The 26,384-nt window shown below is 48.0% G+C and carries 17 protein-coding genes; 4 read left to right on the plus strand and 13 right to left on the minus strand.

What is annotated here, in order from left to right; translation table 11 throughout:
• Positions 1–22: 22 nt before the first annotated feature.
• The gene (bioB, locus tag CWM47_RS07615; protein ID WP_100987420.1) at positions 23–1,015 is read left to right on the plus strand and encodes a biotin synthase BioB; all 993 of its coding nucleotides are present in this window, start codon (positions 23–25) and stop codon (positions 1,013–1,015) included.
• Between the two features lie 528 nt (positions 1,016–1,543).
• Here the strand turns inward: bioB and CWM47_RS07620 are convergent.
• The 10 genes from CWM47_RS07620 to rpe all read right to left on the minus strand — a co-directional run bounded on the left by CWM47_RS07620 (position 1,544) and on the right by rpe (position 17,101).
• Positions 1,544–2,545, minus strand: coding sequence for a hypothetical protein (locus tag CWM47_RS07620; RefSeq protein ID WP_100987421.1), 1,002 nt, complete (start codon positions 2,543–2,545; stop codon positions 1,544–1,546).
• Between the two features lie 45 nt (positions 2,546–2,590).
• Positions 2,591–5,308, minus strand: coding sequence for a hypothetical protein (locus CWM47_RS07625; RefSeq protein WP_100987422.1), 2,718 nt, complete (start codon positions 5,306–5,308; stop codon positions 2,591–2,593).
• A gap of 91 nt (positions 5,309–5,399) precedes the next feature.
• Positions 5,400–6,791 (minus strand): protoporphyrinogen/coproporphyrinogen oxidase, encoded by a 1,392-nt coding sequence (locus CWM47_RS07630; RefSeq protein ID WP_100987423.1) that lies wholly within the window; start codon positions 6,789–6,791, stop codon positions 5,400–5,402.
• A gap of 49 nt (positions 6,792–6,840) precedes the next feature.
• Positions 6,841–7,602 carry a glycosyltransferase family 2 protein gene (locus tag CWM47_RS07635; RefSeq protein WP_100987424.1) on the minus strand — a complete coding sequence of 254 codons (762 nt, stop codon included), beginning with the start codon at positions 7,600–7,602 and terminating at the stop codon, positions 6,841–6,843.
• A 238-nt stretch (positions 7,603–7,840) separates the two neighbouring features.
• A complete protein-coding gene (locus CWM47_RS07640) occupies positions 7,841–8,983 on the minus strand; it encodes an acyltransferase family protein (RefSeq protein ID WP_100987425.1) in 1,143 nt (380 codons plus the stop codon).
• Between the two features lie 77 nt (positions 8,984–9,060).
• A complete protein-coding gene (locus CWM47_RS07645; protein WP_240625757.1) occupies positions 9,061–10,860 on the minus strand; it encodes a hypothetical protein in 1,800 nt (599 codons plus the stop codon).
• A gap of 2 nt (positions 10,861–10,862) precedes the next feature.
• Positions 10,863–12,686 carry a glycosyltransferase family 39 protein gene (locus CWM47_RS07650; RefSeq protein WP_100987426.1) on the minus strand — a complete coding sequence of 608 codons (1,824 nt, stop codon included), beginning with the start codon at positions 12,684–12,686 and terminating at the stop codon, positions 10,863–10,865.
• A gap of 33 nt (positions 12,687–12,719) precedes the next feature.
• On the minus strand, positions 12,720–14,861 hold the full coding sequence (locus CWM47_RS07655; RefSeq protein ID WP_100987427.1) for an OmpA family protein: 2,142 nt from the start codon (positions 14,859–14,861) through the stop codon (positions 12,720–12,722).
• A gap of 122 nt (positions 14,862–14,983) precedes the next feature.
• Positions 14,984–16,387: an alpha-amylase family glycosyl hydrolase gene (locus CWM47_RS07660; protein ID WP_100987428.1), complete on the minus strand. Its 1,404-nt coding sequence runs from the start codon at positions 16,385–16,387 to the stop codon at positions 14,984–14,986.
• A gap of 42 nt (positions 16,388–16,429) precedes the next feature.
• Entirely contained in the window at positions 16,430–17,101 is a 672-nt protein-coding gene (rpe, locus tag CWM47_RS07665; protein ID WP_100987429.1) for a ribulose-phosphate 3-epimerase, read from the minus strand.
• A gap of 247 nt (positions 17,102–17,348) precedes the next feature.
• On the opposite strand from rpe, the gene ligA reads away from it, so the two are divergent.
• From ligA to dapA, 3 genes are all read left to right on the plus strand, one after another.
• The gene (ligA, locus tag CWM47_RS07670) at positions 17,349–19,394 is read left to right on the plus strand and encodes an NAD-dependent DNA ligase LigA (RefSeq protein ID WP_100987430.1); all 2,046 of its coding nucleotides are present in this window, start codon (positions 17,349–17,351) and stop codon (positions 19,392–19,394) included.
• Between the two features lie 54 nt (positions 19,395–19,448).
• Entirely contained in the window at positions 19,449–20,015 is a 567-nt protein-coding gene (locus CWM47_RS07675; RefSeq protein ID WP_100987431.1) for a DUF3782 domain-containing protein, read from the plus strand.
• 63 nt (positions 20,016–20,078) lie between these two features.
• Entirely contained in the window at positions 20,079–20,990 is a 912-nt protein-coding gene (dapA, locus tag CWM47_RS07680) for a 4-hydroxy-tetrahydrodipicolinate synthase (RefSeq protein ID WP_100987432.1), read from the plus strand.
• A gap of 70 nt (positions 20,991–21,060) precedes the next feature.
• On the opposite strand, the gene CWM47_RS07685 is transcribed toward dapA, so the two are convergent.
• The 3 genes from CWM47_RS07685 to CWM47_RS07695 form a co-directional block, all read right to left on the minus strand.
• A complete protein-coding gene (locus CWM47_RS07685; protein WP_394341983.1) occupies positions 21,061–21,192 on the minus strand; it encodes a hypothetical protein in 132 nt (43 codons plus the stop codon).
• 157 nt (positions 21,193–21,349) lie between these two features.
• A complete protein-coding gene (locus tag CWM47_RS07690; protein WP_100987434.1) occupies positions 21,350–23,560 on the minus strand; it encodes a carbohydrate binding family 9 domain-containing protein in 2,211 nt (736 codons plus the stop codon).
• Positions 23,561–23,690: 130 nt separating this feature from the next.
• Entirely contained in the window at positions 23,691–26,297 is a 2,607-nt protein-coding gene (locus CWM47_RS07695) for a M14 metallopeptidase family protein (RefSeq protein ID WP_100987435.1), read from the minus strand.
• Positions 26,298–26,384: the final 87 nt, after the last annotated feature.

A 26,384-nucleotide genomic window follows, 5' to 3' on the forward strand; every position in this document is an offset into this window, starting at 1 on the left:
TATAACTGAAAAATCGTATATCATGCGTACCGATTGGACTCGTGCCGAAATCGCCGAAATCTATAATTCACCCGTTCTGGACCTGATGTACCGGGCCGCTACTGTTCACCGCCAGCATCACGATCCACAGGAAGTGCAGGTTTGTACACTGTTGTCGGTCAAGACGGGTGGTTGCCCCGAAGACTGTGCCTATTGTCCGCAGGCTGCCCGTTACCACACCGCAGTGAAGGTACATAAACTGATGGAAGTGGATGAGGTGTTGACAGCCGCTCAACGAGCTAAAGACACGGGTAGCACACGCTTCTGTATGGGTGCCGCCTGGCGTGAAGTGCGCGACAACAGCGACTTCGACAAAGTGCTCGACATGGTGCAGGGTGTCAATGAAATGGGGCTGGAGGTATGCTGTACCCTTGGCATGCTTACCGAGAGCCAGGCGCAGAAACTCAAGGATGCCGGGTTGTATGCCTACAACCACAATCTTGATACAAGCGAAGAATTCTACGGGGACATTATCAGTACCCGTACCTACGATGACCGTCTGGACACGCTGGGACACGCCCGCAAAGCCGGAATTTCGGTTTGTTCAGGAGGAATTATCGGTATGGGCGAGTCCGATCAGGACCGGATTAGCATGTTGCTTACCCTGGCCACCTTACCACAACACCCCGAGTCGGTACCCGTTAACGCACTGGTACCCGTAGAAGGAACTCCCCTGGAAGATCAGCCCCGTGTATCGGTCTGGGAGATGATTCGGATGATTGCCACAGCACGTATTATTATGCCGAAAGCGATGGTGCGCTTGTCTGCCGGACGTGTTCGTATGAATACCGAAGAGCAAGCCCTGTGTTTCCTCGCTGGTGCCAACTCGATCTTTGCCGGAGACAAACTCCTGACTACACCAAACCCGAACGAAGACGCCGATCAAGAATTGTTCCAGACGTTAAACATTCGTCCCCGTAAAGCCTTCAAAGATGCCGCTCAGCCAGCCGTGGTGTTTGAACAGATACCGATGTAATGTCGCTTGACCTTCATTGATATACCTATAGTGAAAATCAGCTTTTAAAACAGAATCCTCGACTTGAGTTCTGTTCTAAAAGCTGATTTCTTGTTTAAAAAGTACTTTAAACGGTAATGGTTATCCTGGAAAATAAACGGCCCCACAACTAAAAGAAGCGCCGGTCTCTATGGTCAAATAATGTGAATTATGGATGATATAATTCTAAGCGTCTGATAATGAGCTAAGTGTTGTTGAACGTTTTGTCATCCCGACGCAGGAGGGATCTTCGGTAAAGTGGGAGCACAGTCTCGGCCGAAGATCCCTCCTGCGTCGGGATGACAAAAAAATAGTTCATTTAATTTTTATGGTTCCGTTATTCTCGAACCTGTTTAAACTTTACCAGCAGGTGGTTTTTGTCCTTCTGACGAAGGAAGAATCTTAACGTATCCATTTTTGGAAGTAAAGATATATTAAGATTTTCCTTCGTCAGAAGGACAAAAACCCAACCTTTGGCAGCTATTTTCAAAAGTTTAAACAGGTTCCTCGTCAAATATGAACGGTTTGCCACACCAAATTCAGCCAGCTTTCCCGCCCTTCGCAAGACCAGTGGGTATCGCTTTTCAAGTAAGGCGATTGAGGACTTTTCTTGAACGCTTCGTAGGTATTGATAGTTGGCACCCGTAAGTTGGGATGCTGTTGTATACGCTCAACCAGGTGATTATAGGCACCCCGATTCGTTTCGAGAATGCTGGCCTTATTGGGGATAACGGAAAGGTACACGGCATCGAAACCAAGACGACGATACCGTTCTGCGACGGAGTTTAGACTATCAACCAAAAGGGTAATGCGCTGATCAGGAATATTGGCAAACGATGAATTGAGGGTTTTGCTGGTATCCGTATCGCTTCGCAAAAACAGATACTTGTGATCTTTAGACAGACTAACGCTCGAATTCTCACGGTCAAACCAGTTCAACGTAAGACTTGCTTTCAACTCCTTGAACCAAAAAGCCCAATCGTGGCTAAACAGGGCTGATTCGAGCCGCTCTTCCATATCACTTCTGTGAAATTCATTGCTAACGCGCTGACGAAGCGGAAGCTGTGGGGTGGGGGTTAGGCTGGTATCTTTTTCAACAACAAATTCACTGACAGGCCGGGAAAAGTGCTCACGAATATGTCGCTCCACCGATTCGATCAGCAACACATTTTTCTTCGATGGGTCAAGCTGCACCCGCTGCTGGTAATCCCAGGCCACGCGCTGAAAGTGGCTCACCCGAAAATCAGATTTGTTTAACCGTTGAGGCTCCGAAAAGCTATCGCCAATGAGGTAAAGGTGAGTAGAGGCTGTATCGCTTGACCGATTTGATCCAGCACAAACGGGTTGCGCCTGCTTAAACTGAGGCAGAGCCGAGAGCCGGTATAAGTCGCCAAACCGGTAGTCGTCCACAACAATGCCCGCTTCATAAAGGCCGTGAAGTAGGGTGCTCGATAGACCACCGCCCCAAAGCACAAGAGCAAGTAGTAAAATTATATAGCGTAGTACGCGCATGAATGTGGACGTATAGGTTGCCTGAGCAATATCCTCTTTTCAGGGTTACCTTAATCGAATACTAAATAACTGGACAGCCTGCTGTGCGCCACTAAGAACATACAATTCATTTGTACGTTCGTCGAACTGCAAGGCTACCAGAAAATCGCTTGGAATGGGGCGGTCGTTCAGGATGCGTCCATTCAGGTCATAGAGCATCGTGAAACCACCCGACTTAACACTAATCAACTCGATTCCGGCACCAAGCCGATGATACCGAACGTTGTTGCGACCTGATTGTAGGGCTCGAACATCAAATCGCCGTTGCCCCTGCTGATCGAGCACGGATAGTTCTGTATCTGTCGTACGGAGAAGCAGCCAGTTGGTTTGGTCTTCATCGGGGAACAACCTGAACGAGCCGCTACGAACGGGTCGATACAATTGTATCCGCTTTGCGATTAGCCCGGTTGTATTGATAGTGAGTAATTGGCCCTCATCAGTAATGGTACGGATTTGTGTTTGGCCTGAGGGTAATAGCGCAGGCCCATCAAAATGTATTTCAGGTTCTTCCTCGTTGGTACGCTCAATTTTGGCAGGGAAATGCGGATACTGCGTACCGTTTTCGCGCCAGTGATTCAGTGTTCCGTCTGCCTGTATGGCAAGCACATCCATACCCATAGGGGTCGATATGACCTGGAAAGGGAGTTGTAATGCGCCTTTATTCGGAGCCGTCATAAGGCGAACAAAAGTCCGGTGCTGGCGGTCTAAGGCATAAATATGGCCATCTTCATGCGCAACCAGGGCAACCATATTGCGCTGCTGACTTCCTCGGGGTCTGGCTAAAAAAGATGGGTCGATACCTTTTGGCAGTGGAATAGCCTGAAGGGCTACTTTTTTACTAATACGTACCGGATCGGCTATATAAAGGGTTCTGTCGGTCATGAACAAGTACTGCAACCGGCCATTGTTTAGGAAATCGACGCCCAGTGCATTGCTGCGAATAGGCCCATCGGTATTGTTCTGCACTAACTTATCGCCGTCGGGGGTCACCAGTACAAACTGGCCCGCATTATTTTGCGCGTAGAACTGTGCTGAGCTATCGCTAAGATTGCCCGTAACAATGGGTGCCGAGATAAGGGGCGCGTTGAACAAGGTTTTCTTTTGTAATAAAACTTTGTTCAGAACTGCCTGACTGGCCCGGCGGGTGGTTCGGCCCAAAATGACAGTCGACTGAATATTTTCATTCCCATAGCTGGCCTGATAAGCTATATTTTCCAGGTTCGCCAGCGCCGGGCTGCCAGTTGTTGGGTCGACCTGATCGAGCAGGTTTTGCCAGCCCAATGGCCAACTGGTGAGCATATTTGCATGACCCCGATTCACGCGGGCAAAAGCGGTGAAATTAGCCGGGCGTAATGTGGTTTTCAGTAACTCGGCCTGTCGCGCATCGGCCGTCCATACGGCCCCCCGCTGCACTTGCTGCAGGTAATCCTGCATGGCATCTTCGCTGTTGGCCACAATTAGGGACGAGCCATGCTGCGTTATCCAGCTTTGTGAAAACCCGGAAAATAAACTGCTAAAGAGTGATGCGGGTAGTTCGGGAACGTTAAGCAACAGGATCTTGTGACCCAGATAGCTTTTAGGGGTAGCCTGCGTTTTAGCTCCCGAACGAAAGGCTATCTGCTGATAGGCATTCGCGAGCTTTTTACCATCCTGAGCGGTCAGAATCAAAACCTGCCGTAGAAAACCTGTTGGCGATTCCAGTCGGCACAGAAGAATATCCGGCCCTAAAGACTGATATAAAGGCTTGGTTTCTGGTTCGATTTGCTTAAAGCGGCCCCGCAGAAAATCGCTGGACGCAGATCCCAGCAGATTACTAAGCGATTTGCCAAACTGGGATGCATCGCTAATGCCGATGTGATAAAGGGTAGCGGTTGTTTGTGGGATGAGATACGCGTATTGAATGCGCCGGGGTGTTTGGTTGGCAAACAAAGCCGCTACATCCTGCCGGTTCCCAATCTGATCGACAGCGTAGCCAACCAGATGAGAACGGGAAGCAGATGGCCGGAATTGAAGCGTTAACTCTTCGGGTAAAAACAGCCTGACCAGCGAGCCCACGTTGCTAAACAACGACTGGAGCACTTCGGGCCGAACGGACAAACCTGCCAGGTGGTCGGCGTCTACCTGAAAGTCTGCATCTGCCGATGCAAATTTCAGTGACTGGTGCATCCGTTTGGCAACGTTCTCAATCAAAATACCCGATACACTGCCTACTAAAAAGTCGTCGGTTAGAATAAACGAGCCAACAGGCTCATTACCCCTTTGCACTAAATCAAGTATTTTCTCGCCGGCAAACGTATGATTAAGCACACGGTACTGGCGCGGGTCGGGATTGGTTAACCGGTTCAGGAAAGGCTTGTCACTGGCCGTAATGGGAATGTAAAATATGAAATCAAGCGTTGTCCTGGAAATTGAATGAAGTGAGTAACGGATAGTTCGACCAGAAACGAAATTTAGAACTGTTGCTGAATCGGCAGTGGCGTATAAGAAGCGGTCTAGTTTCTGTCGGGCTTCATCGAAGACCGGTAATTGCCGGAGCGAAATCTGATTACGTAATACTCGTGCAGAAACCGTATCCTGTAGTCGGTCGCTGGCTAGTACGAGCAAAGCACCCGGCGGAACCAGCGAGCCAACGGTGCGGCCCGCAGGAAATACCTGTCGGTAACCCAGCCAGCCACCTAGTAGCAGCAACACCGCACCAACACCAATCCAGAGACTTCGTTTCATAGCTGACTTCAGTATTAGTTATAAGTTAATAAGTGGCTGACACGGGTTACTATTGACGCGTCAGCCACTTATCAACTTACAACTTACTCGTTTATTTCCCCCACATCGCGTTGGCGGTATCGGGGAACGGCAACGTTAGTTCAGGAACATTTGCAGCTACCCGATTTGCCCATTCAACGCCCTGCATAAGGGAGTGGTCCTGGTTGCTAACCTCGTATTTCCAGGCCCCAAACCGACCCCGTGAATAAATACCAAAGGGCTCTAACTTAGGCAGAACTGCTTTTAGAATAGTGTCGCGCTCAACCGATGGCGTTGGGTAGCCATAGTCAAACGCCATATGAAATGTCGAAACAACGTCGTCGGCTGACTCAATGAGCTTATCTTCAATAAGCGCCCGAATGGTATCATCGATCAGCGTTTCGCGATTAACCGGTTTGGCTGACGATTCACTCGTTTCGGTCATTAGCGACCAGTTTTGCGTACTGTCCGGCACGTTGTTAGGACTATAGTTCGAGAAAACCGTTACCCGATAATAGGGGCTGTTGTATTCCGGGAAATACATCCAGCACATGGTTTCGAGGCTTTGCTTGGGTTTACCTTTCAAGCCAATCCCAACCACGTTTGTAGACGAATGCTTAAGTCCCTGAGCCATTTGCACGGTTTCAGCGTCAAGACCTTCTACCCGTTGGGTGAACAGATCGAGTGGAACCGTACTCATCAGGTATTCGTACTCGATTTCTTCGCCACTGGCCAGAATTACCTTCTTTTCCGGTCCATTAACTTTTTCGACCGAAGCATTCAGTTTTACGTATTCCCGACCAACAAGGTCACCAACGGCTTCCCAAATACCACCCGTACCCCCCTGTTTGGGGAACTTAAAGGTGCTGTTTGGCCCCCATGAAAAATCGTCCTGGTCGAAGATGATATTTTTCGTAACCCGTTGAAGATCGGTAATGGCTACCCGTTCGCCAACCAATACGGCGTTCATATCTTCTGGCGGGTAAGCCCACACTTTGAAGTTATACGGGAACATAAATGTATCGGCCAGCCCCTGCCCGAAGGTTGCCAGAATCCATTCCCGGAAATTCGCAGGTTTTTGGTTGATCGGAAATTTGTAGTTTTGGATAATACCGTCAAGGCATTTCCACATCGTTTCGGGCGTCAGGTATTTGATGTTATTTTGAAATGGATAGGGCACGAAGCGATTTTCAATCCATACCCACGACTCCCGCTGGTGGCTGAGCCAGCCATCTTCGCCGAGGGCTTTCAGCATCAGCTCATCGAAGTACTTATAGTGCGAAAACTGCACATGGCCGCCAACATCCCAGGTAAATCCTTTGTCGTCGACAAAACTTTTCGACAAGCCCCCAATTCGATTTTCTTTCTCTAAGACGATGAAGTCGGTAATCCCTAATTCTTTCAGGCGGTATGCTGCTCCAAGGCCCGTTGGGCCGGAACCAATGATGACATATTTATACTTCATGAAATGGTCTTTTATTGACCGTAAACCGTAAACAGACTATAAACCTCTTTTAAGCGGTTACGGGCTCTGGTTTTTTTAGAGCTTTCACTTTGCCACTCAGTTCAAACCGGAATTGAGCTAATTCTTTAAAACTTTGGATACACACTTTAAGAAGCTTCCATTTTAAAATCGACACGGTACCCGTCAAGCGTTCTTTATGGGTAATAGGGATATCAAATGTGTTAAATCCTGCTTTCTTTGCCATAACCGCAAGAAAAATATTAGGAGCAAAGGGAGTTGGATCGGGGAGCTGGGCCAGTAGCTTCCGGAGAAACGTACCTCGAATCAGCCGGAAAGGGATATTGCTATCCATAATATACGTCCCATAAATGAACGCGATACTCAAACGAAGAATTTTCGTGATCAGCAGCCGGGCCGGTGCATCGTACCGTTCCTCACGATAGCCTAAAATAAAAGGCGAATCATCGCGTTTTGCCCATAATTTGGCAAAATCGTCAGCAACAAACTGGTCGTCGCTATCGGTCTGAAACACGTATGCAGAATCCAGCGCAACCGCTTGCCGATACCCATTGACAACAGCGTTACCATGCCCGCCATTGGGCTGATGCACAACCATAAGTTTAGGATAGCGATTCTTGATTTGATCTAATATGGCTCCTGTTTTGTCGCGAGAACCGTCATTAACGACAATAAGACGTGTATTATCGGCAGGAAATTGGCGGGTCAACAAATCAGTCCACTGCTTGACAACAGTTTCGATAACTTCTTCTTCGTTGTAAGCCGGCATTACAATTGACAGCAGGAGACTCATATTTTAATAACTAGTGAATACAGATTTATGTACAATGACTACGGGTGGCCAGTAAACAGGTGACTAGAATAAGTCGTCTTTGCCAGTAAACCATAGAGTCAACCGCGTGCCTGATTAAGCATTTAATAAAGACTTGCAAATATAGGAAATTGTTGCCGGGTAAATGGCTAAACCCGGCAGTACCTTAGGGAGCGGGAACTGGAAATTGCCTGTAAGTTGAGGTTGTGATTACAATTGATCAATAGGAAAACCGATCTTTCAGGTCATTGATCGGCTTTTCAATTACAAACCAGGAAATTGTTGCCAATACAACGGTCAATGCCAGATAAAATGAGAACTGGAAGAAATAGGAACTGTGAAGGAATGGCATGATGTCAGACAGACGTCGCCAGGCGCGTACGGTAAAATGCGTTGGCTGCGTGTGAAAAACGTTAAAAATAAAGTTGTGAAACAGATACAGCCCATAGCTGATACGCCCCATATATTGACTCACAGGGTGTTCGAGTACCCATTTCATTGGCCCTTTGAACCCAATAATAGCATGACCAATCAGGAAGAACCCGAGTAGAGATGCGGCAAATCGCTCCCATACTTCAGACACTACGTTATGGTAGCCCCTTGGCGAATCAACGGCGATCCAGTTGTTCAGGTATACAATGACCGCAAAGCAGGCAATACTTAACCAGACGCCCGTTGCCGGGGAGAAGATACGAACGAGCCATTCCCGTCGGTAAAGCCAACCGTAAGCCATAATAGCGCCTAAACCGAAGGAATCAAGGCACGTGGGTGTCGATACGTACTCGATAAACCAGGGCATTCGGCTACGATACATTACATACCGTAAGCCAATACTGCCAATTATCATGAGGATCGCTGTGACGGGTACAAGCCGCCGTGGGACATAAAAGAGAAGCAACGGGAAAATTAAATAAACTTGCTCTTCAACGGCCAGTGACCATAAATGATCTACCGTTCCCATCCAGGATTTGGTGATGGCTATATAAATATTCGTGCCATAAAGGGCCAGCCAGCCTATCGTTCGGCGAACGGGCGGCTCGTTGATCAGATAAAGAATAAACAGCGTAAGGTAGTAGATCGGGAAAATCCGAAGGGTTCGTCGGATGTAAAACGTTTTCAGGTATTTCCCCAACCCCCCATTGGGCTGGCTGCTTAATTTGTCTTTACTTGACAGCAAAATCCGGGTAATCAGAAAGCCGCTTAGCACAAAGAAAATTGTGACGCCTAACGCGCCCAACGGCAGCCCATCTATCCGGCCAACCATCCAGTGATCGAATAAGACCATACCTACGGCCAAAAACCGGATGCCGTCTAACTGCCGAAAGTGATTCAGGGTAGATCGGACAGATGTAGTCGTTGGCATAGAGGAAGGGCTATGCGAATCGGACGGGTGACTTTGATTATGAACCAATGGGTGATTTGATTTACTTAAAACTGATTTTACCAATTTTTAACGGTTTCCGTAGCCAACGGCCCCGACGATACGATGGTTTGATTCGTAGGATGCAGGTCGTACTTACCCTTATCGGAAACCGTCAGAATAAATAGTTGATACGTACCGGCTTCCATCTCGGCCGATAATATACTGGCTTCAAACCCGTGTACAAATAAGTTTCCGGGTGCAAAACGGGCTGTAAAAATAGACTGTTGTTTTTGCCAGACAGGAAACAAATACGTTCGTTTGCCCGAGCGCGCCAATAAATAAGCGCCTGCATCACCCAGGCCCAAAGCGGGTATGGTCGTATTATGAACAGAATAGCCGGAATTTGTTTTAGTTGTCTGAACATTTACGACCGGTTGCCCAGCCGACCCATACAGGACGGGTAATGCCTTATCGTAAAATGCCGGACTGGGTAACGAATAATTTTGTGAAACCGAATCCGAAGAAAAAGCTGGTGTATTTGTCGTGTGTGTCCAGTTAAACTGGTTGGTTGTCAGCCAGTGCCGCCACCAGATTGTTTCGTCCAGAAAAGAAAAATAAGAAAGCATCGCGAATAAAACACTGCCCACAATGCCGGTTATCATCCACCAGCAAACAACCCGTTCGTTTAAATTAACAACACCGTAGACGTACAACAGCGCCAAAGCTGTTAACGAATACATTTTGTACCTGCTGGTGATCAGCAAGTCGATACCGGCTCCTGTTCGGGCCCAGGCAACAACGGCTGCAGTTCCCAGGATAAACGCGGCACAACTCCAGAAAAACACGGTAACTGATGGAATCTCGTGCGCTGACGTATGGCCTTTCGTTGTGCGGGAAAGTAAATTCTGCACTCGTTTGCCAAGCGCGAATCGATGAACGACAAGGCTCCAGATGATGATGCCTACAGTTGCCAGTACAAGTAGACCTCCGAGAAGAATACTGGAGCGGAGCGGAGCGCTGACAGGTACGGCTTCAGCAGCCGCACCCAGTACCGCCAGCCAGCCTTTTCCTAAGTCAATTATACCCGGTTTAACATACTTCGCATCGCCCGGTTTTGCAAAACCAACAAAATATAAGCCTACAACGACAGCCGCACCAATTAACCAGCCAAGCAGGGGGGCGAGCGGTGTGCGGTTGCCTTGACTTGCGTAAACGGGTAGTCGCAACAGTAAAATCAGGAAACCGATGGGCCACACCATCAGGCCGTTGCCGCTGGTAATAGTGGCCAGAACACCTGCTAAAAAGGCCAGTTTCCAGTGAGTTGTATAGCTCAAAAAGTAAAAGGCAGCTACTACCCAGAGAACGACCGAAAAGTTTTGAAGGGCAGCCATTCCCCAGAACATATTTTCCCACTGCGACAGATTAAACAGCAGCCAGGCTACTGGTAATGAGTAAAATACCCACTGGCCAGACACGCCTGCTCTCGATCGGCGCAGTGTGGCCATAAAAACAGCTAACAAGCCAACAAGACTCAGGTTACCCACCAGCATCAGGTGAACGTAATTCAGTTTCCCAAACAAGCGGTAATCAAGTGCTGTAACGATACGGTCATAAACAATCCGGTGTTCGTTATGCTGTCTGAAAAGCTGGTAGATTTTACCTGCCCACGTTGGTTCCTTATCATAATTGTATAAAAAGGCGCGTAAGGCGTGGTCGTCCCATTTTGGAATGTTCACTGCGTAAGCGTACCAAATCAGACCGAAGAGAAGTACCGGTATCACGAGCAGCACCCAGGCAAGGCCACGTTGCCACCGGCTGGCTCTTAAGAGCAGACCGGCGCGTTGAGTGTTGTTCGATGTTAGCTGTTGTGTGGTCACAATTAGTACCGGTATTTGGTGCCTTCGAAGTTAAAGATCGTAATCCGCTGACCCGATTTCCCTTTTACCAAGATGATTCGGTCGGTCTGAGTCGTATCCATTCGCTGATAGTAAGTCGCGTCTTTGGGTAGATACAGATTCGTGTATTGTGCATCAATAATTGAATGGCGGGTATAGGTGTTTTCAATCTCATCGCGCGGGGCTGTCCGTGCTGATGGGTACAGAACTGTATCGCCGGGGGCATATAGCTGTTTGATACGATCCGCTGCCGTATTGTATGGATTTGCAATACGATAGCGACCATAATACGTGTATTTAGGTGCCTGATCTTCGTAAATGCGGTATAGTAAATCGACAAGATAAACACTCTGAAGCAACAATACCGCCACCAGCGTTACCCGAAGGTAGGTAGGTTGTCGAAATACCTGCCGAATAGTCAGGCCGCCAAGAATCACTGCGTACGGAAAGGAAAAGCCGGAGTACCGCTGCATAAGGCCGTAGGTGTGGTCATTACGAAACGCAATACCAATGATAAACAGGGTTGGAAAAACAGTCATCAACGCCAGCAGAAACAGGAATCGCCGATCTGACCGGTTTTTATAGCTTTTGAACGACTGATAAAGCAAATAGTAGAATAGGGGTAAGGCAGCCGTGACAATCAGGCGGGCCGATAAAATAGTGTACAACGCAAAGCCAGCAACCAGCAGCACGGGTATAACAACGCTAACCCAAACGGGCACCGACCTTCCCCGACCAAACTGGTGAACAATGAATACGGCAATACAACCAAACGCTAACGCAATGATCATGTTCCGGAAGGCCAGCGTTTCGGACGATAGACCATTGGTAAACAGCATCAAATCAGCCCAAAGGGGTATCGACTTCTTGGTGACGTTGGAAATAGTAGCCGGTAAAATGATGTTGAAACCATTATTATACGGATTCGTGTAGGCAAGGCCCCCGTAGAGTTTGGCCTGGTAAGCTAATGTTTGGAACGTATACTTGCCTCCGCCAAAGACAAACCAGGGAATAACCAGTGAAACCGCTCCCCCAATAGTACTTAATCCCAACCCAATGTATGTTTTCAGGTTCCTGTTGTACAAAATCAGGTAGAGACCATGACACATGAAAATGGTGACCGACAAGTAGTGGCCCAGTGTGGCAAGGGCAAATGACAGACCATAAGCAACATACAAGCCGATGGGTTGTTTCCCCTCTTCACGTCGGTCAAGGATACGCAGAAAAAGGTATGAGCCCAGCATTGTCAAAAAAATGGTCATGCAGTAATTGCGTGCCATGTGACTGTAAGCAATAAAAAACGGTTCGATAGCCGCCAGAAAAGCGCAGAGCAAGGCGAGTGGCTCTGATCGCAAATACCGCTTCACCATCATGAAAACCAGACCTACAATAAGCGTACTGAACAGAATAGATGGCATTCGGATGGAAAGGTCGCTGTTGCCAAACAGTTCAACCCAAACCCAAAGCAAGGCATAGTGCGATGGACTGTTGCCAATATCGGTCTGCATAATAGACCGTATGTAATCGTAAAGGTGTTTCTCTTTCCAGAATTCTTTGGGGGTAAAGTACGTCTTGCCGGGAGTAAAGAACACATCGTGCTGATTGAATCCTTCCAATGCTACCCCCGCCGTATTGATCAGAGTAAATTTCTCATCCAGGTAAAGCCCATGAATACTTGATTTGTAGAGTCGAAGGCCAAGGGCAAGAACCAGAATTAGAAATAACAGTAAGCGTGGAGAACTTAACTGGGCAAATAAACCAGAACGGTTATCGTTCATCATGCGGTTTGTGGTGAGTGAATGCGGCATTTGGGCGCAAAGGTAAGCCACTACCTGTCTGTTTTACAATTTCAGGATGGTGAATTCTACCCGGCGGTTCAGTTTACGCTTCTCTTCGGTTTCGTTGCTGGCGATTGGTTTGCTGGGTCCCCAGGACTTTGTTTGAATACGTTCTTGGGCAATTCCTTTTTCCAGCAGGTACTCTTTCACCACCCGAACACGGTCGCCGGCCAGCTTCATATTGGGTTCCCAATCGCCCTGATTATCGGTGTGGCCTTCAATGAGCAACTCCATTGTCGGGTATTTTTGCAGCATATCGACCACCCGATCCAGTTCTGTATCGGCACCCGGCAACAGCGCGAACTGGCTTTGCTGGAATAGTACTTCGCGCATGGTTATTTTCTGTCCCGGCTCAATTTTTACCAGGAACAAACTCTTTTTAATGTCGCGAAACCGTTTGTCTTTGCTTAAATCAATGACTTCGGTCGTTGGAAAGTAACCGTCTCGACTTGCCGTAAGGCTGTAGGCTTTTTGTGTCGGTAAGATAAGTTTAAATTCACCGGTTTCGGGGCTGTACTCAACTTTATCGATGCTCTTCTGTTCACCAAAAATGCTTGATACCACCTCCGAGGCAACCGGTTTTTTGCTTTGCGCATCAAGCACCACACCCGTGATAATAGCTACAGGGTCAGGCTTAATGGCAGGGTATAGTTTTAATCGAAAAATATCATCTTCGCCAAGTGATCCAGCTCGTGAGCTTAGATACGCATAGTCGCCGGAAGCAGGAATGGTAAAATACCCGTCCCACTCACCCGTGTTTATGCTTGGGCCGAGATTTTCGGGTTCACTCCAGTTTCCCCATGAATCATCGAGCCGACGCGATACAAAAATATCGCCATTACCAAAACCTGGATGACCACCAGACGTAAAGTACAAGGTGCGACCATCAGCGGCCAGAAAAGGTGAACTCTCAAAGTCGGCCGAGTTGATAACCCCGCCTAACGACACAGGCTCTAACCAACTATTGTCCGACTTTTGTACGGATACATACAGGTCACGATCACCCCGGGTGTCTTTTCGCTGAACAGCCAGAATAATAGCCCGACCATCGGGAGAGACGCAAAACTCCAGTTGATTTTTTTCGTGCAGGTTGTAGTTGTTCACAATCTTACATTCAACTGGCTGCGACCAGCCTGCTTTTGTGCGGATGGACTTGGAAATGCCAAACGACATGCCGCCATCGGGTCTGTACACATTGATGAGGTAAGCTGTTCGACCATCGGCCGACATGCCGCTTATGGCATTGTCGCCCGCATTGTTGATAGGAGATCCAATGTTTACGGCCTCATTCCAGCCCGATGGATTGCCGCCAACCCCCGATTCAAGTGTCGAGAACCAGACATCCTGCCGGTCGGAAGAGCCTGTATTGGCTTTATTAAAATTTCGGGTAAAATAGAGCGTCCGGCCATCGGGTGCGATAACCGGAGCCACTTCCTGCCCCGCCGAATTGACCGTTTTGCCAAGGTTTTCTTTCTTTATTTCTTTAGGAGTTTCTTTCGAGACGACGACGCTGGCCGTAAAGGGTCTTACGTCTTCCGAAATGCCTATGGCGTCGATTTGATTGATGCCTTTAAGGGCGGCTCCGTTAATGACTACTTTGATCTGCTGACACATCAGCGCCGAATCTTTCGGAAAAATTCGTAATAACGGTTCGGGTCTCGCCTGAATGCTTGTGGCTTGATAAACAGGATGTTCAACCCCTTTTTCGTCGATAAGGATCACTTTAACTACCGCTCCCGGATTCACATTTTCGGCAATAACAATCTGCCGGGCAGTAATGGCTTTTGCAAAGCCAACCTGAATCCATTCATCGGCGGTACCATCGGCATAAAACGGTGCCCAGGCGCAGGGGCTTTCACCTGTTTCCGGCAATTTGCTGGGGCGGCCCAGTGCTTGAGAGGCTTTATATTGCTCGCCGTACGGTTCGCTTTTCTTTTCCGATGATACACCAATAACCCGACTGGCCCATTGAATTGTGCTTAGGGTTTGCGGTTTCGACGCGGACTTATTTTCCTGTGGCTTAAGTTCAGACGAATTGGGCTTTACCGTACGCGTTTCGGCCGGACGAAGCTCATTTGATTGTGCTGACCCGGCAAACGAAATAAGTAAAAGACTAATAAAGAAAAGGTTACGTCGCGAATGCATAAGAATAAACGCTCAATAAGCCCTAATATAGGCAGCAAACCCTATTGAAAAAAGGAATAGTTGACAAATGGATAACCCCCTGTAATGCGGAACGCCGAATTTGACCGTATAACTAGCTGATTTTAATTCGTCATAACACGATATTCCCAGGGCTTTAACGAAACAAGCATTTCGGGCTTCATCTCAACTGGCTGATGGCTAAAAACATCGGTATACATGCCTGCATAGCTATCACCACCGAGTTGAACATTCTGTGGTTTATCACTAAGATTCAAGACAACCGTAACGCGGTCATTATCGCGTTGTCGGTAAAAGGCGTATACTTTGTCATCGTGATTAGTCGGAATTTTTACCGCCTTGCCACCCGCTAAACCGTTCCATAGAGCACGGTTTCGGTGCTTTAGAGTTAGTAACGTTTTAAAAAAGTCGCTTTTTGCGTAGTTGCCCCAGGCGATTGTATCTTTCTCGAAAAAAGCTAATCGTTTGTTCAGGCTGGCTTCCATGCCATTATATACCAGCGGCATGCCTTCCAGGGTGCTGCTTAACACAATGAACGCATCAGCCGCCGGGCCGAATGATTCGGACAGGGTACCGTTATGCGAATTTTCGTCATGATTTTGTGTGAACAACATCTGATAATACCAGGCAGGAAAACGTTTCTGATTGGCGGAACGAAGAGAATCAATTTTGTCGGCGGTCCGGGCACCTACGGCAACTGCCTTCATGAGCGTATGCATACTCCAGCCGTAGTTCATATTGAAGCAACTCTTAAAATGATCGGGCTCGTCTTCCCATTCCGACAGCATAAAAACGGTCTTGATTTTATCTAATTCCGGACGGACTTCTGCCCAGAAGCTATTCGGAACAAAACCGGCCACATCGCAGCGATACCCGTCAATTCCACATTCTGTTAGCCAGTATGCCATCGCATCGATCATGCCCTTACGCATAGCTGGGTTGTCGTAATTCAAATCGGCAACATCAGTCCAGTCTGTAGGTTTTCCACTTTTGGGGTCAATAGGCGTTGTCATTTTGCCATTCACCTTCGTATACCAATCGGGATGTTGCGTAATCCAAACATGATCCCAGCCAGTATGATTGGGTATCCAGTCTAAAATAACCCGCAACCCAAGCGCATGGGCCCGGTTCACGAGCGATTTAAAGTCGGAAAGAGTACCATATTCGGGATTCACGGCTTTGAAATCGGATATAGCATAGGGACTGCCCAATGTACCCTTCTTGTGTTGTTGGCTAATTGGATAAATAGGCATCAACCAGAGAATATCGACGCCTAACTCTTTGAGCCGGGGCAGTTGTTTTTCTACAGCTTTGAAGTTTCCTTCGGCAGAGAACTGACGGGTATTGACCTCGTAAATAGTAGCGTTTTTGGCCCAGTCGGGAGCAGGCGGTGCCCCGTGGGTTGTTGTATCTTCATTCGAAGCTTCAGTCTGATTAGTTTGAGAATTGCGGCAGGCTGTTGTTAGAAACAACGCACTTAGCAAGACGGTCAGGTATGATTTCTTCATGAAATTGATTCCAGGTCAAGGAGGGTAAGGTTACGGAAACGATCAGGCCACCAGTTGCTGGCGACTGTTTTTTAACTGATAAATTGCATCCAGCGGGTCAACTGCCCCGAAAACTGAATTGCCAGCTACCAGCATATCGGCTCCCACATTTAGCAACGCATGTGCATTGCTTAGGCTAACACCACCATCAACTTCAATAAGGGCAGAACATTGATTTGCTACCAGCAACTGCTTCAGATCGGCAATTTTTGACAGCGTATGTGGTATAAACGATTGACCACCAAAGCCTGGATTTACGGACATGATTAAAATGACATCAATCTGTTCCAGCACATCCACCAAACCCGAAACAGGCGTGTGCGGATTGAGCGCTACACCAGCCTTACAGCCTAATTCCCGAATTCGGGTCAGGGTACGGTGCAGGTGCGGACAGGTTTCGTAATGAACATGAATAGTATCGGCACCCCCTTTCGCAAATTCGTCGAGGTAGCGATCTGGATCAGTGATCATTAAATGTACGTCAATCGGTTTCTGACAGTACTGTTTAACTGCTTTGAGCAGTGGAAAGCCAAACGAGATGTTTGGGACAAAGACCCCATCCATTACATCAAAATGAAGATAATCAGCCTCGCTCCGGTTAACCATTTCCAAGTCGCGTTGAATATTGGCAAAGTCGGCCGCAAGCAGCGAAGGAGCAATGAGAGGCTGTATCATATACAATAATGTCAGTAATATACGAAGTTGGAAAATGTTGGGAGCGTAGTAATCACAAAGCAATCAGTTCTTTACAGATTACTGGTAACACACAACTTTTTTTATCCCGTAAAAGTACCTTTTTTTGGATGAACGAAGAAACAATACCTATGTTGCCTGTTAAGTGCATACCGAAGTTTTTAGCAATAGCTAAACAATTTGCCGATCTGCCATAGAAGACCATTACCTAACGATTGACGATTGACTTATGAATCCCCAGGAACGCATTGCCGAACTGACTACTCTTCTGAACTATTATAACCATCAATACTACCAGAATAGTGTTTCGGAAGTAGATGACTTTTCATTCGATAAACTGCTGGCTGAGTTGACGAATCTGGAAACACAATACCCAGACCTGCGTTTGTCTGCTTCCCCCACCGCCCGGGTAGGCGGCACCATTAGTAAAGAATTCAAAACGGTGTTCCACCGTTTTCCGATGCTTTCATTGGGCAATACCTATTCTGAAGAAGACCTCATTGAGTTCGATAAACGTGTGCAGAAAGGCTTGAATGGCCAATCCTACGACTATATATGTGAGCTGAAATTCGACGGTGTAGCCCTGAGCCTGACGTACGAAAACGGCGTATTGGTGCAGGGAGCCACTCGGGGTGATGGCGTTCGGGGCGACGATATAACCAATAACATCCGAACTATTCGCACGGTGCCACTGCGGGTACATGCCGATAGTGTTCCGGCTTTGTTCGAAGTGCGGGGCGAGGGATTTTTACCCCTGGCAGAGTTCGAGCGGATCAATAAAGAACGCGAAGATATTGGTGAGGCTTTATTAGCAAATCCCAGAAATGCCGCTTCCGGCACATTTAAACAGCAGGATTCGGCCGCGGTGGCCAAACGACGTCTGGATTGCTTTTTGTATTCATTTTTGTCGGATGTCGATGTATTCGACACGCACGAAGAAAGCCTGATTGCGTTGAAAGGGTGGGGCTTCAATGTGTCTCAAACCTGGAAAAAATGCGCTGATATTCGGGACGTGATGCTTTACATAAATGAGTGGGAAACCAAACGATTCGACCTCCCGCTTAATACCGATGGCATTGTTATTAAAGTGAACCGCTACGATCAGCAACGCGATCTGGGCTACACAGCCAAAAGTCCGCGCTGGGCAATCGCTTTCAAATACAAGGCAATGGCTGCAAGTAGTGTGTTGAACGGCATTCGATATCAGGTTGGCAGGACGGGAGCTGTTACTCCCGTTGCCTTATTAACTCCCGTGTTGCTGGCAGGTACTGTTGTAAAGCGGGCATCGCTTCATAATTCGAACGAAATCGAACGACTGGGGATAATGCTGCACGACACGGTTTTTGTAGAGAAGGGGGGCGAAATTATTCCGAAAATTACGGGTGTCGACTTGACTCGTCGCACCGGACAGAGCCAGCCAATTGTTTACCCGACCACTTGTCCGGCCTGCGGAACGCCCCTGATTCGGAAGGAAGGCGAGGCCAATTTTTACTGCCCGAACGAGCGGGGGTGTCCACCCCAGCGGCAGGCGCGGTTCGAGCATTTTATCCAGCGTCGGGCCATGAACATCGAGAGCCTGGGTGAAGGTAAAATCGAACTGCTCATTGATCGGGGATTGGTGCAAACGCCCGCCGATTTGTATAAACTCACGGTTACTGATTTGTTGGGTATCGAAAAAATATTTCTCGATGAGGAGACTGGCAAAAAGCGCATTGTCAGTTTTCGTGAAAAAACGGTTGAGAATATTTTAACTGCCATCGAGCGGTCGAAAGCGCAATCGCTGCCAAATGTATTATTCGCCCTCGGCATACGGTATGTGGGTAATACCACCGCCGAAAAACTAGCCGATTATTTCGGGTCAATGGATGCCATTATGAATGCCAGTTCGGAAGCCCTGCTTGCGGTACCGGATACCGGCCCTCGAATTGCCGAGAGCATTGTAGCGTGGTTTGCCGATGCCGAAAACCGGGAGTATGTCGAAGGGCTCCGGGCGGCCGGATTGCAATTTGTTGGGGAGAAAAAAATGGTGGAGCAGGAGGGGGATTCACTCACGGGCAAAACGTTTTTGTACACCGGCACATTTGAAAATTTCAGCCGCGAAGAACTTGAATCACGCATTGAGGCAAATGGCGGTCGGCTTCTGAGTGGGATTTCCAAAAAGCTGAATTACCTGATCGTCGGCGAAAATGCAGGGCCATCGAAGGTTGAAAAAGCAAAAAAACTCAACGTCCCCATGATTGGCGAAGATGAGTTTATGGCCATGCTGGTGATGTAAACTCTATTGAAAATGAATTCGTTATCTTTGCCACTACAATAACCCCACCGATATATGGAATCTCCCAATTTTGATACGATTCGTCAGATACTTCAGGATATAGCTTTAAGCCAGAAAGAGCTTTCTCAGAGCCAGAAGGAAACAGATCGCTTAACTAAATCGAATGCCAAGCTTATAGGAGACCTGGGCAATAAATTTGGCAGCTTTACCGAAGGCATGGCCTTTCCCTCAATGGAGAAAGTTTTGCGAAAACAGTTTGGCATGACCACCATTACGACCAACTACAAAACAGAATACGGGCCGGATACGCTGGAAGTCGATGTGTTGGGTATAGCGAATGGAATGGTCAACGCGGTAGTTCTTGTGGAGGTGAAAAGCCATCTCAAGGAGCGTGATATAGATCAACTACTAAAAAACCTGGACCGCTTTCGGCGGTTTCATCCGGAATACAACAACAAGAAGCTATTCGGTATATTGGCCTGTGTTCAAGGGTCGCAGGAAGTTCGGGAAAAAGCCATAACCGCTGGTTTATATGTGGCGTCAATTCATGATGAGGTGTTTGAGCTAAAAACACCGGCTTATTTCGTCCCCAGAGATTTCTCGCTTACTGTGACCGCGTAACGCATAACTCCAGCCTAAATTCCCGTAACTTTGCCCTAATAAATTCCTGTATCCAGTTAACTAATGGACACTCGTAGCCAATACGGTAAATTTCACGGCGTTGGCGTCGCTATTGTGACGCCCTTTAATGCTGATTATTCAATTGATTTTGACGGCTTCGGCCGCATTGTCCAACACATCGCTGATGGTGGCGTTCGTTACATCGTCCTGCAGGGCACAACCGGCGAATCGCCAACGGTGACGAAGCAGGAGAAGGCACAGTTGCTGCAATACCTGAAGGAAAACAACGCCAAAAATCTTCCCGTAGTCTTTGGCGTTGGCGGCAACGTTACCGCTGATGTGGTGTCGGGTATGAAGGATATTGATTTTGAGGGTGTCGATGCTATACTGTCGGTTTGCCCTTATTACAATAAACCTGGTAAACGGGGTGTGATCGAGCATTTTACTCGTGTGGCCGACGCCAGCCCGGTACCGGTTATTCTATACAATATTCCGTTTCGGACGGGAATCAATATGAGCGCCGAAACGATTTGCGAGCTGGCTCAGCATCCAAATATTATTGGGGTGAAAGAAGCGTCATGTGTGATTGAGCAGTGCATGGAAATTGCCCGTGATAAACCCGATGATTTTCTGCTTATCTCTGGCGATGATGTTCAGGCCGTGCCAATCATCAGCATTGGTGGCGTAGGGGTGATGTCGGTTATTGCCAATGCGTTTCCCGCTAAATTCACGGGGTTGATCGAAGCCGCTTTGCAGGGCGATTTTGCTTTTGCCCGGAAAGAGCTTAGCCATTTCCTGCGCATCGATCCACTCCTGTACGAAGAAGGGAATCCGGTGGGCGTGAAGAGTATTCTCGATATTATGGGCCTGATTTCGTCGGAGGTACGATTGCCCCTTATGAAAGCATCCGATGATCTGGTTGAACGGCAACGGGCTGTGTTACAGCGGGATCGTCTGCTGGAATTGGTCGCTTAAAAATTAGTCTATAGAAATCAAAAAGCCGAACCCAATGGGTCCGGCTTTTTGATTTCTATAGACTAATTTATTAGGGATTTCTATTGCCGCCAAACAGTTTCGATACGAGCCAGATGACAACGGCCAGAACTACAACAACGCCGATTATACCTGTATAGGCACCCGCTTTAAAAATATCACCGATAGCTGCGCAACTGGTCATAAACAAGGTTAAAACCATTGCGACCAAAGCTGAAGGAAAAAAACGCAGAAGACTTTTCATAAACGTTGACCGAATTTAGTGTAGTTATTATCCGTTCGATTTTCGGCGGATTTTCAAATAAACCTACACAAATACAGTTTGTTTAAAAACCTGTGTATTAGAGATTCCACCAGTAAGTCCATTTCAATACCAACGCCCGATTCTTAACCGATAAGAAGCCCGGAACATCCTGACCAATCTGCGCCGAATTAGGTAAATAGTTGTCGGTATAAACGAGGAAAAAGTCGGATGCAGGCTTATAACGCCATTGAACACGAGCATTTACATTCATGTTTTTTTGCTGCTCATTATACTGCACAAAGGTGGTCAGGTAAAGCGTATTCGTCAACGTCAGGTCGAACCGAGGGCCAATAAGCCAGAATGTTGTTTGCCCCCAGGGCTGAGGTAACCGAATATCATTATAACTCGCGCTGGCTGCCAGACTAACATAGGGCTGAAAACGATAGCCCAGATCGGCGGTCAGGTTCAGGCGGGTGCCATTGTCATAATAGCCACCGTAACGGGATGAAAATCCATAGGTAAACACACTTTGGGGCTTCGAGATAAATTGGGTTCCCCAGGCTGTCCAGTTGTGCTCTGTGCCGGTTGCCAATGTTTGGCGACCCGTGTTCGTAGGGTCAAAGGGTTGTAGGAGTCGTACATAATCTGTAGCAACCCAGCCTGTAAGCACACTTTTGCTGCGAAAGGTAACGGAATAACTCAGGTAATTTTCGTTGTCGCTTTGCTTACCCGACGGGTCGAAAAAATAAGTCGATGTTAACGTCGGCCCATGACTCAGCACAGCGCTTGCCGTTGGTAGAAACGTATAGCCAACGTTTGTTAAAAAGCGTTCATACCCCCGGCGTGGTACATAACCTGCTTCGGCCGTATAGTTCTTACCCACAGATTCTACCTGCCCGCTAATGAGCCAACGGCGTGTATTATACTGCAAATTGGCGGCATAAACGGCATCGTTACCCAGCTGCTCAGGACTGAATGACTTCACATACATAGCCTTTCCTGACCAGAAGTTATTGGCCGAAGCCAGATTATATTCAAGGCCTAAATTTCGATTATACCGGCTATAAAGTGGCTTGTCCGGGTCGGGCGTGTAGGCGAGCGATTCTTTATTAACGAACATCATACCTACGTTTGACCGGGCCGAAACCCGCCGTTGAAGGGCTACAACCGCAAAGTTTTGGGCGGGTAAACCCGTATTATCCACGCTGCCGGTCTGCATATCCATAATACCGATCCGCCAGTCTTTATTGAGCTTGCCGCTAAGTCGGGCGCCGAACCGAATGGGAACACCGCCAAGCCCAATTCTACGACTGAAAAACGGTCGAATCGTGGCATAACCGAAATTGGTGAACTGGTCGCCGTTTTCCAGAAAAAACTGGCGTTTCTCAGGGAAAAACAGCTCGTATCGGTCGAGGTTCGTTACCTGCTGATCCACATCGACCTGCGAAAAATCGGGGTTGACGGTTAAGTCCAGATTGAGTGATGACGTAATCGCTACTTTGGCATCCAGCCCGGCATTAAATCTATTTTGGGTGGGCACGCCGTTCTGATAGTCACGATTCAGACCGCTTAGTGCATAGGGAATCAGGGATATATTTGGGCCCGGTTGTGGCGGGGGCTGGTCCCAAACCAACACACCTGTCAAGGCTAGTGAGGCTGTAGGGAATTGCCGCTGGATTGGTGTCCAGGACGATTTTTCTGTTGTTTTTAAATCCTGACGACTAAAGTTAATGCCCCACCGGGTGATGCCTCGTTTATAGCGAATGGTTTTGAACGGGATAGAGAGTTCAAGTACATAGCGGTCGGGATAGTTGCGTACCACCGAGGTCCATTTGTTATCCCAGCTCAGATTTGCCTTTCCTCCTTCATATAACAGACCATCCCATTGTGCCCCGGCGGCATTGGTGCCAAAAGTGAACCCATTCGTCTGATCGTCGAACGTATCCATGAAAAAGATGAAATTATCATTTTTACCAAACGCCCAGTCACGTCGAAGCGATTCGACAATGTAGGGACCGTCTACATTTCCGTGATAGCAAACGGCACTCAGGTAGATGTGATGGTCGTCGTAGGTCATTTTGACGTCGGTGCGAACGTTGGCGCGGCTGGTATCCATCGGGAGGACCATCCAGAAATCGGTTGCCAGTTCGGCAGCCTGCCAGGCGGGTTCGTCAACCGAGCCATCGACAATAACAGGCGACGTGGCCCGACTAATATGAAGCTGATATTGCTCGTTTTTCTTCTGCGCCAGCAGGGGAGAATAGCCCACAGCCAGTATGAGAAGCGAAAGAATAAGTAAAAATCTCACAAAGTGAATACGTTAAAAATCAATTACAAAAGAGGATGCACATGCAAATTTACCCCGCTGCTTTTAAAAACAGAGACGCAACGAAAAACAAATCGTTGCGTCTCTACCTAATAAAAAAATGACTAATGGTCTAATTACCGACCATAAATACGGCATTGCCAAATAGCAGCTTGCCGTTATACCAGAAACCCCGGAAAAGTGGATCATCGGCCAGATAAACGACACTACCCCGGCCAAGCTCCTGAACACCCATGACGAGTGTATTCTTTAGTTTCTCTTTGGCGTTTCTACCCGAGAAACCAGCTATGTAGTTATTGGCTTTTAAGTACCCAACGTTCCAGCCATCTTTCAGGAAATCAAAGTTATAGGCATTCTGCACCAGCGCATAATAACCGCCCGAGAGGCCGAAACCCAGTGGGTGTGAAGTGTCGATGTCTACACGATAAATACTTCCCGGAATATCATCTACAATAGCCGAGCGCTCCCGGTCAATGTAGAGTTTAAGTGAGTCCAAGGCAGCCCCTTTATCTTTGCTTTTATCTTTCGCTTTATCTTCTTTTTCCTTCAAATTAAACCCATCTTTTCCGGCCAGAAAGGCTGCTGCCCGTTCCATAGCGATGAGTTTGCCACCTGCCCGTACCCATTCCCTTATTGTGGACAGGGTTTTTTCATTCAGGTAACGGCTGTAATTATAGTTCGTTGGCAGAATCAACACATCTAACTTATTCCATTGTACGTTGCTTAACGTATTGCCGTCAAGTAAGGCGATAGGATAGTGCAACTCCTGGTCGAAGTAATGCCATACTTCTCCAGCCGAGGGTGGGGGCGTACCTTCACCAACGACTACACCTACGCGGGGAGCCTTTAAGCCGGTTACGAAATCAGAGCCGAAGTCAGAGCCTTTTGACACAAACCCCGTTTGAACGGGCGTCAGGTCGGCACCTGTTTTGGCGGCTTCTGCCCGTACCAGCGCGTCGAAGCGGTCGCCCAGGCGTTCATTGCCTGCCCTGGCCACAATGAGTGTGCCTGATGGGAAGGATTTGTTCTCTAAATCGAATGGCTTTTCTGCCGCCCGAACCCGGATTTTTTGCTTGAGCAAGCCCGCTAGCATCTGAACCGCCGGAAGTGACTGCCAGCGAACGAGATAGGCATATGGCCGGGTAGCAGTCGTTGTTCCGGCCGAAGCCGATGAGCTAGCTGTAGCTGGCTGATTGCTTGTTGGGTTAATCCGCGTTGTCAGGCCAAAGGTTTGCAAGCCAAAAGCATAAGGTAAAGACCAAGCCGTTATATCGTAAGTCGCCGAATCTTCCAGCGCCGAATTTTGCTCGAACAGGATTTTCAACAAAGTCGATTTTGGCTGATAAGCACTAATCACAATGTCATCGGCCCCCACCGATACGTTCTTTTCATTCTTCTGGCTGGTATAGTTGAATCCGCTGGTAACCGTTTGGGCTTTGCCTGAGTAGCCAAAACTGATTTTATTGCGTTCCAGCAGTTGCTGTAAGGCTTTTAATCGACCAGCATCGCCATTTGATTTGATGACGTAGCTTTTATAAACGCCAATGGGCGTGTTCCGCGACTTGTCGAAAAACTGACCGAACTCTTTCACGATCTCGGCGGGGCGGTCGGCTACTGATTCAAGCGTGGCGAAACTAGAGGCAACATGGTGGTCGATCCGTTGACGAAGAGTAAGTGTATCGCCATCGGCTTTCTCAATAGCTAACCCTGCTCGGCCGCTACCACCCTGTTCAAAGGTCATACCAATGGCACCGTTATATGTTGGATAAGTATCGCCGTAGCTGGGGTAAAAAAGATCGAAACGCTCGCGGGTGTAATACAGCCAGCCATTTTTATCGAAATAACGGCTACAGTATTCGCCAATGGTTTGTTGAAACTTCCGCTGAAACGGCGTTATATCTTCATGATACGGTTTTGCCGAAGGTGCAAAGTAATAAGGACTCTCAACACTCATTTCGTGAAAATCGCCATGAAGCTGTGGCATCCACTGTTGGTAGAGCGCCATACGCTGCTGGGTGATTTCCTGCGTTTGCCAGGCCCAGTCGCGGTTTGGATCGAAAAGATAGTGTGTATAACGACCGCCAGGCCAGGGCTCATTGTGTTCACGGGCCGAGGGCGTTGGGTCGGGTGTGCTGCCCAGCATTTGATTGTACCAGTTCACGTACCGATCATGCCCGTCGGGGTTCAGACCCGGATCGAGAATAACGACTGTGGTGTTCATCACTTTCTGCGAAACGGCATCCGACGGATTGAGCAGGCGATACAATACATCCATGAACGTTTCGGAACTGACGGCCTCATTTCCATGAACGTTGTAGCTGAGCCAGGCAATTGGTGGTTGAGCGGCTGCCGTTGGATTGCCATCCATCAGGCCAATGCGTTTCAAATTGTTTGTCCGAATTTCTTCCAGGCGGCTGATATTTTCTTCTGAGCCGATGGCCACCACCATTAATTGTCGGCCTTCGTAGGTGGTTCCGTAAGGAATTAATTTAATTCGTTTTGGAAGTTGGCGGGCCACTTGTTCGGCATAAGCCAGCACGCGGTAATGGGGAGTGAACCGTTCGCCAATCTTGTAGCCCAGAAATTTTTCGGGCGAATCGACCCCCGAAATCGATGGAGCAGATGCTGGAGTAGAGGAAGTTGTCTGTGCCCAGGCCGATTCGGAATGCATGGTCAGTGACGCGGCTGTAAGGCCCGCCAGCAGCAAAAAGTGTTTCATGAATGTGATGAAAAAATTGATAGGCTAATCCCCTCAAAAATAGCAGTAAAACACGTAGAAACCCTTTTTTTAAATTTTTTTTAGGGG

It is taken from the genome of Spirosoma pollinicola (assembly GCF_002831565.1).
Lineage (GTDB): Bacteria > Bacteroidota > Bacteroidia > Cytophagales > Spirosomataceae > Spirosoma > Spirosoma pollinicola.

What these genes read in the sequence shown, in the direction of transcription:
- CWM47_RS07685 (WP_394341983.1), bottom strand. Translation starts at nt 21,192, where the DNA reads ATGACCAGTTGCGCAGCTATCGGTGATATTTTTAAAGCGGGTGCCTAT.
- CWM47_RS07675 (WP_100987431.1), top strand. Translation starts at nt 19,449, where the DNA reads ATGGAATCTCCCAATTTTGATACGATTCGTCAGATACTTCAGGATATA.
- ligA (WP_100987430.1), top strand. Translation starts at nt 17,349, where the DNA reads ATGAATCCCCAGGAACGCATTGCCGAACTGACTACTCTTCTGAACTAT.
- CWM47_RS07660 (WP_100987428.1), bottom strand. Translation starts at nt 16,387, where the DNA reads ATGAAGAAATCATACCTGACCGTCTTGCTAAGTGCGTTGTTTCTAACA.
- CWM47_RS07630 (WP_100987423.1), bottom strand. Translation starts at nt 6,791, where the DNA reads ATGAAGTATAAATATGTCATCATTGGTTCCGGCCCAACGGGCCTTGGA.
- dapA (WP_100987432.1), top strand. Translation starts at nt 20,079, where the DNA reads ATGGACACTCGTAGCCAATACGGTAAATTTCACGGCGTTGGCGTCGCT.
- CWM47_RS07640 (WP_100987425.1), bottom strand. Translation starts at nt 8,983, where the DNA reads ATGCCAACGACTACATCTGTCCGATCTACCCTGAATCACTTTCGGCAG.
- CWM47_RS07625 (WP_100987422.1), bottom strand. Translation starts at nt 5,308, where the DNA reads ATGAAACGAAGTCTCTGGATTGGTGTTGGTGCGGTGTTGCTGCTACTA.
- CWM47_RS07695 (WP_100987435.1), bottom strand. Translation starts at nt 26,297, where the DNA reads ATGAAACACTTTTTGCTGCTGGCGGGCCTTACAGCCGCGTCACTGACC.
- CWM47_RS07620 (WP_100987421.1), bottom strand. Translation starts at nt 2,545, where the DNA reads ATGCGCGTACTACGCTATATAATTTTACTACTTGCTCTTGTGCTTTGG.
- CWM47_RS07650 (WP_100987426.1), bottom strand. Translation starts at nt 12,686, where the DNA reads ATGCCGCATTCACTCACCACAAACCGCATGATGAACGATAACCGTTCT.
- CWM47_RS07635 (WP_100987424.1), bottom strand. Translation starts at nt 7,602, where the DNA reads ATGAGTCTCCTGCTGTCAATTGTAATGCCGGCTTACAACGAAGAAGAA.
- CWM47_RS07655 (WP_100987427.1), bottom strand. Translation starts at nt 14,861, where the DNA reads ATGCATTCGCGACGTAACCTTTTCTTTATTAGTCTTTTACTTATTTCG.
- bioB (WP_100987420.1), top strand. Translation starts at nt 23, where the DNA reads ATGCGTACCGATTGGACTCGTGCCGAAATCGCCGAAATCTATAATTCA.
- rpe (WP_100987429.1), bottom strand. Translation starts at nt 17,101, where the DNA reads ATGATACAGCCTCTCATTGCTCCTTCGCTGCTTGCGGCCGACTTTGCC.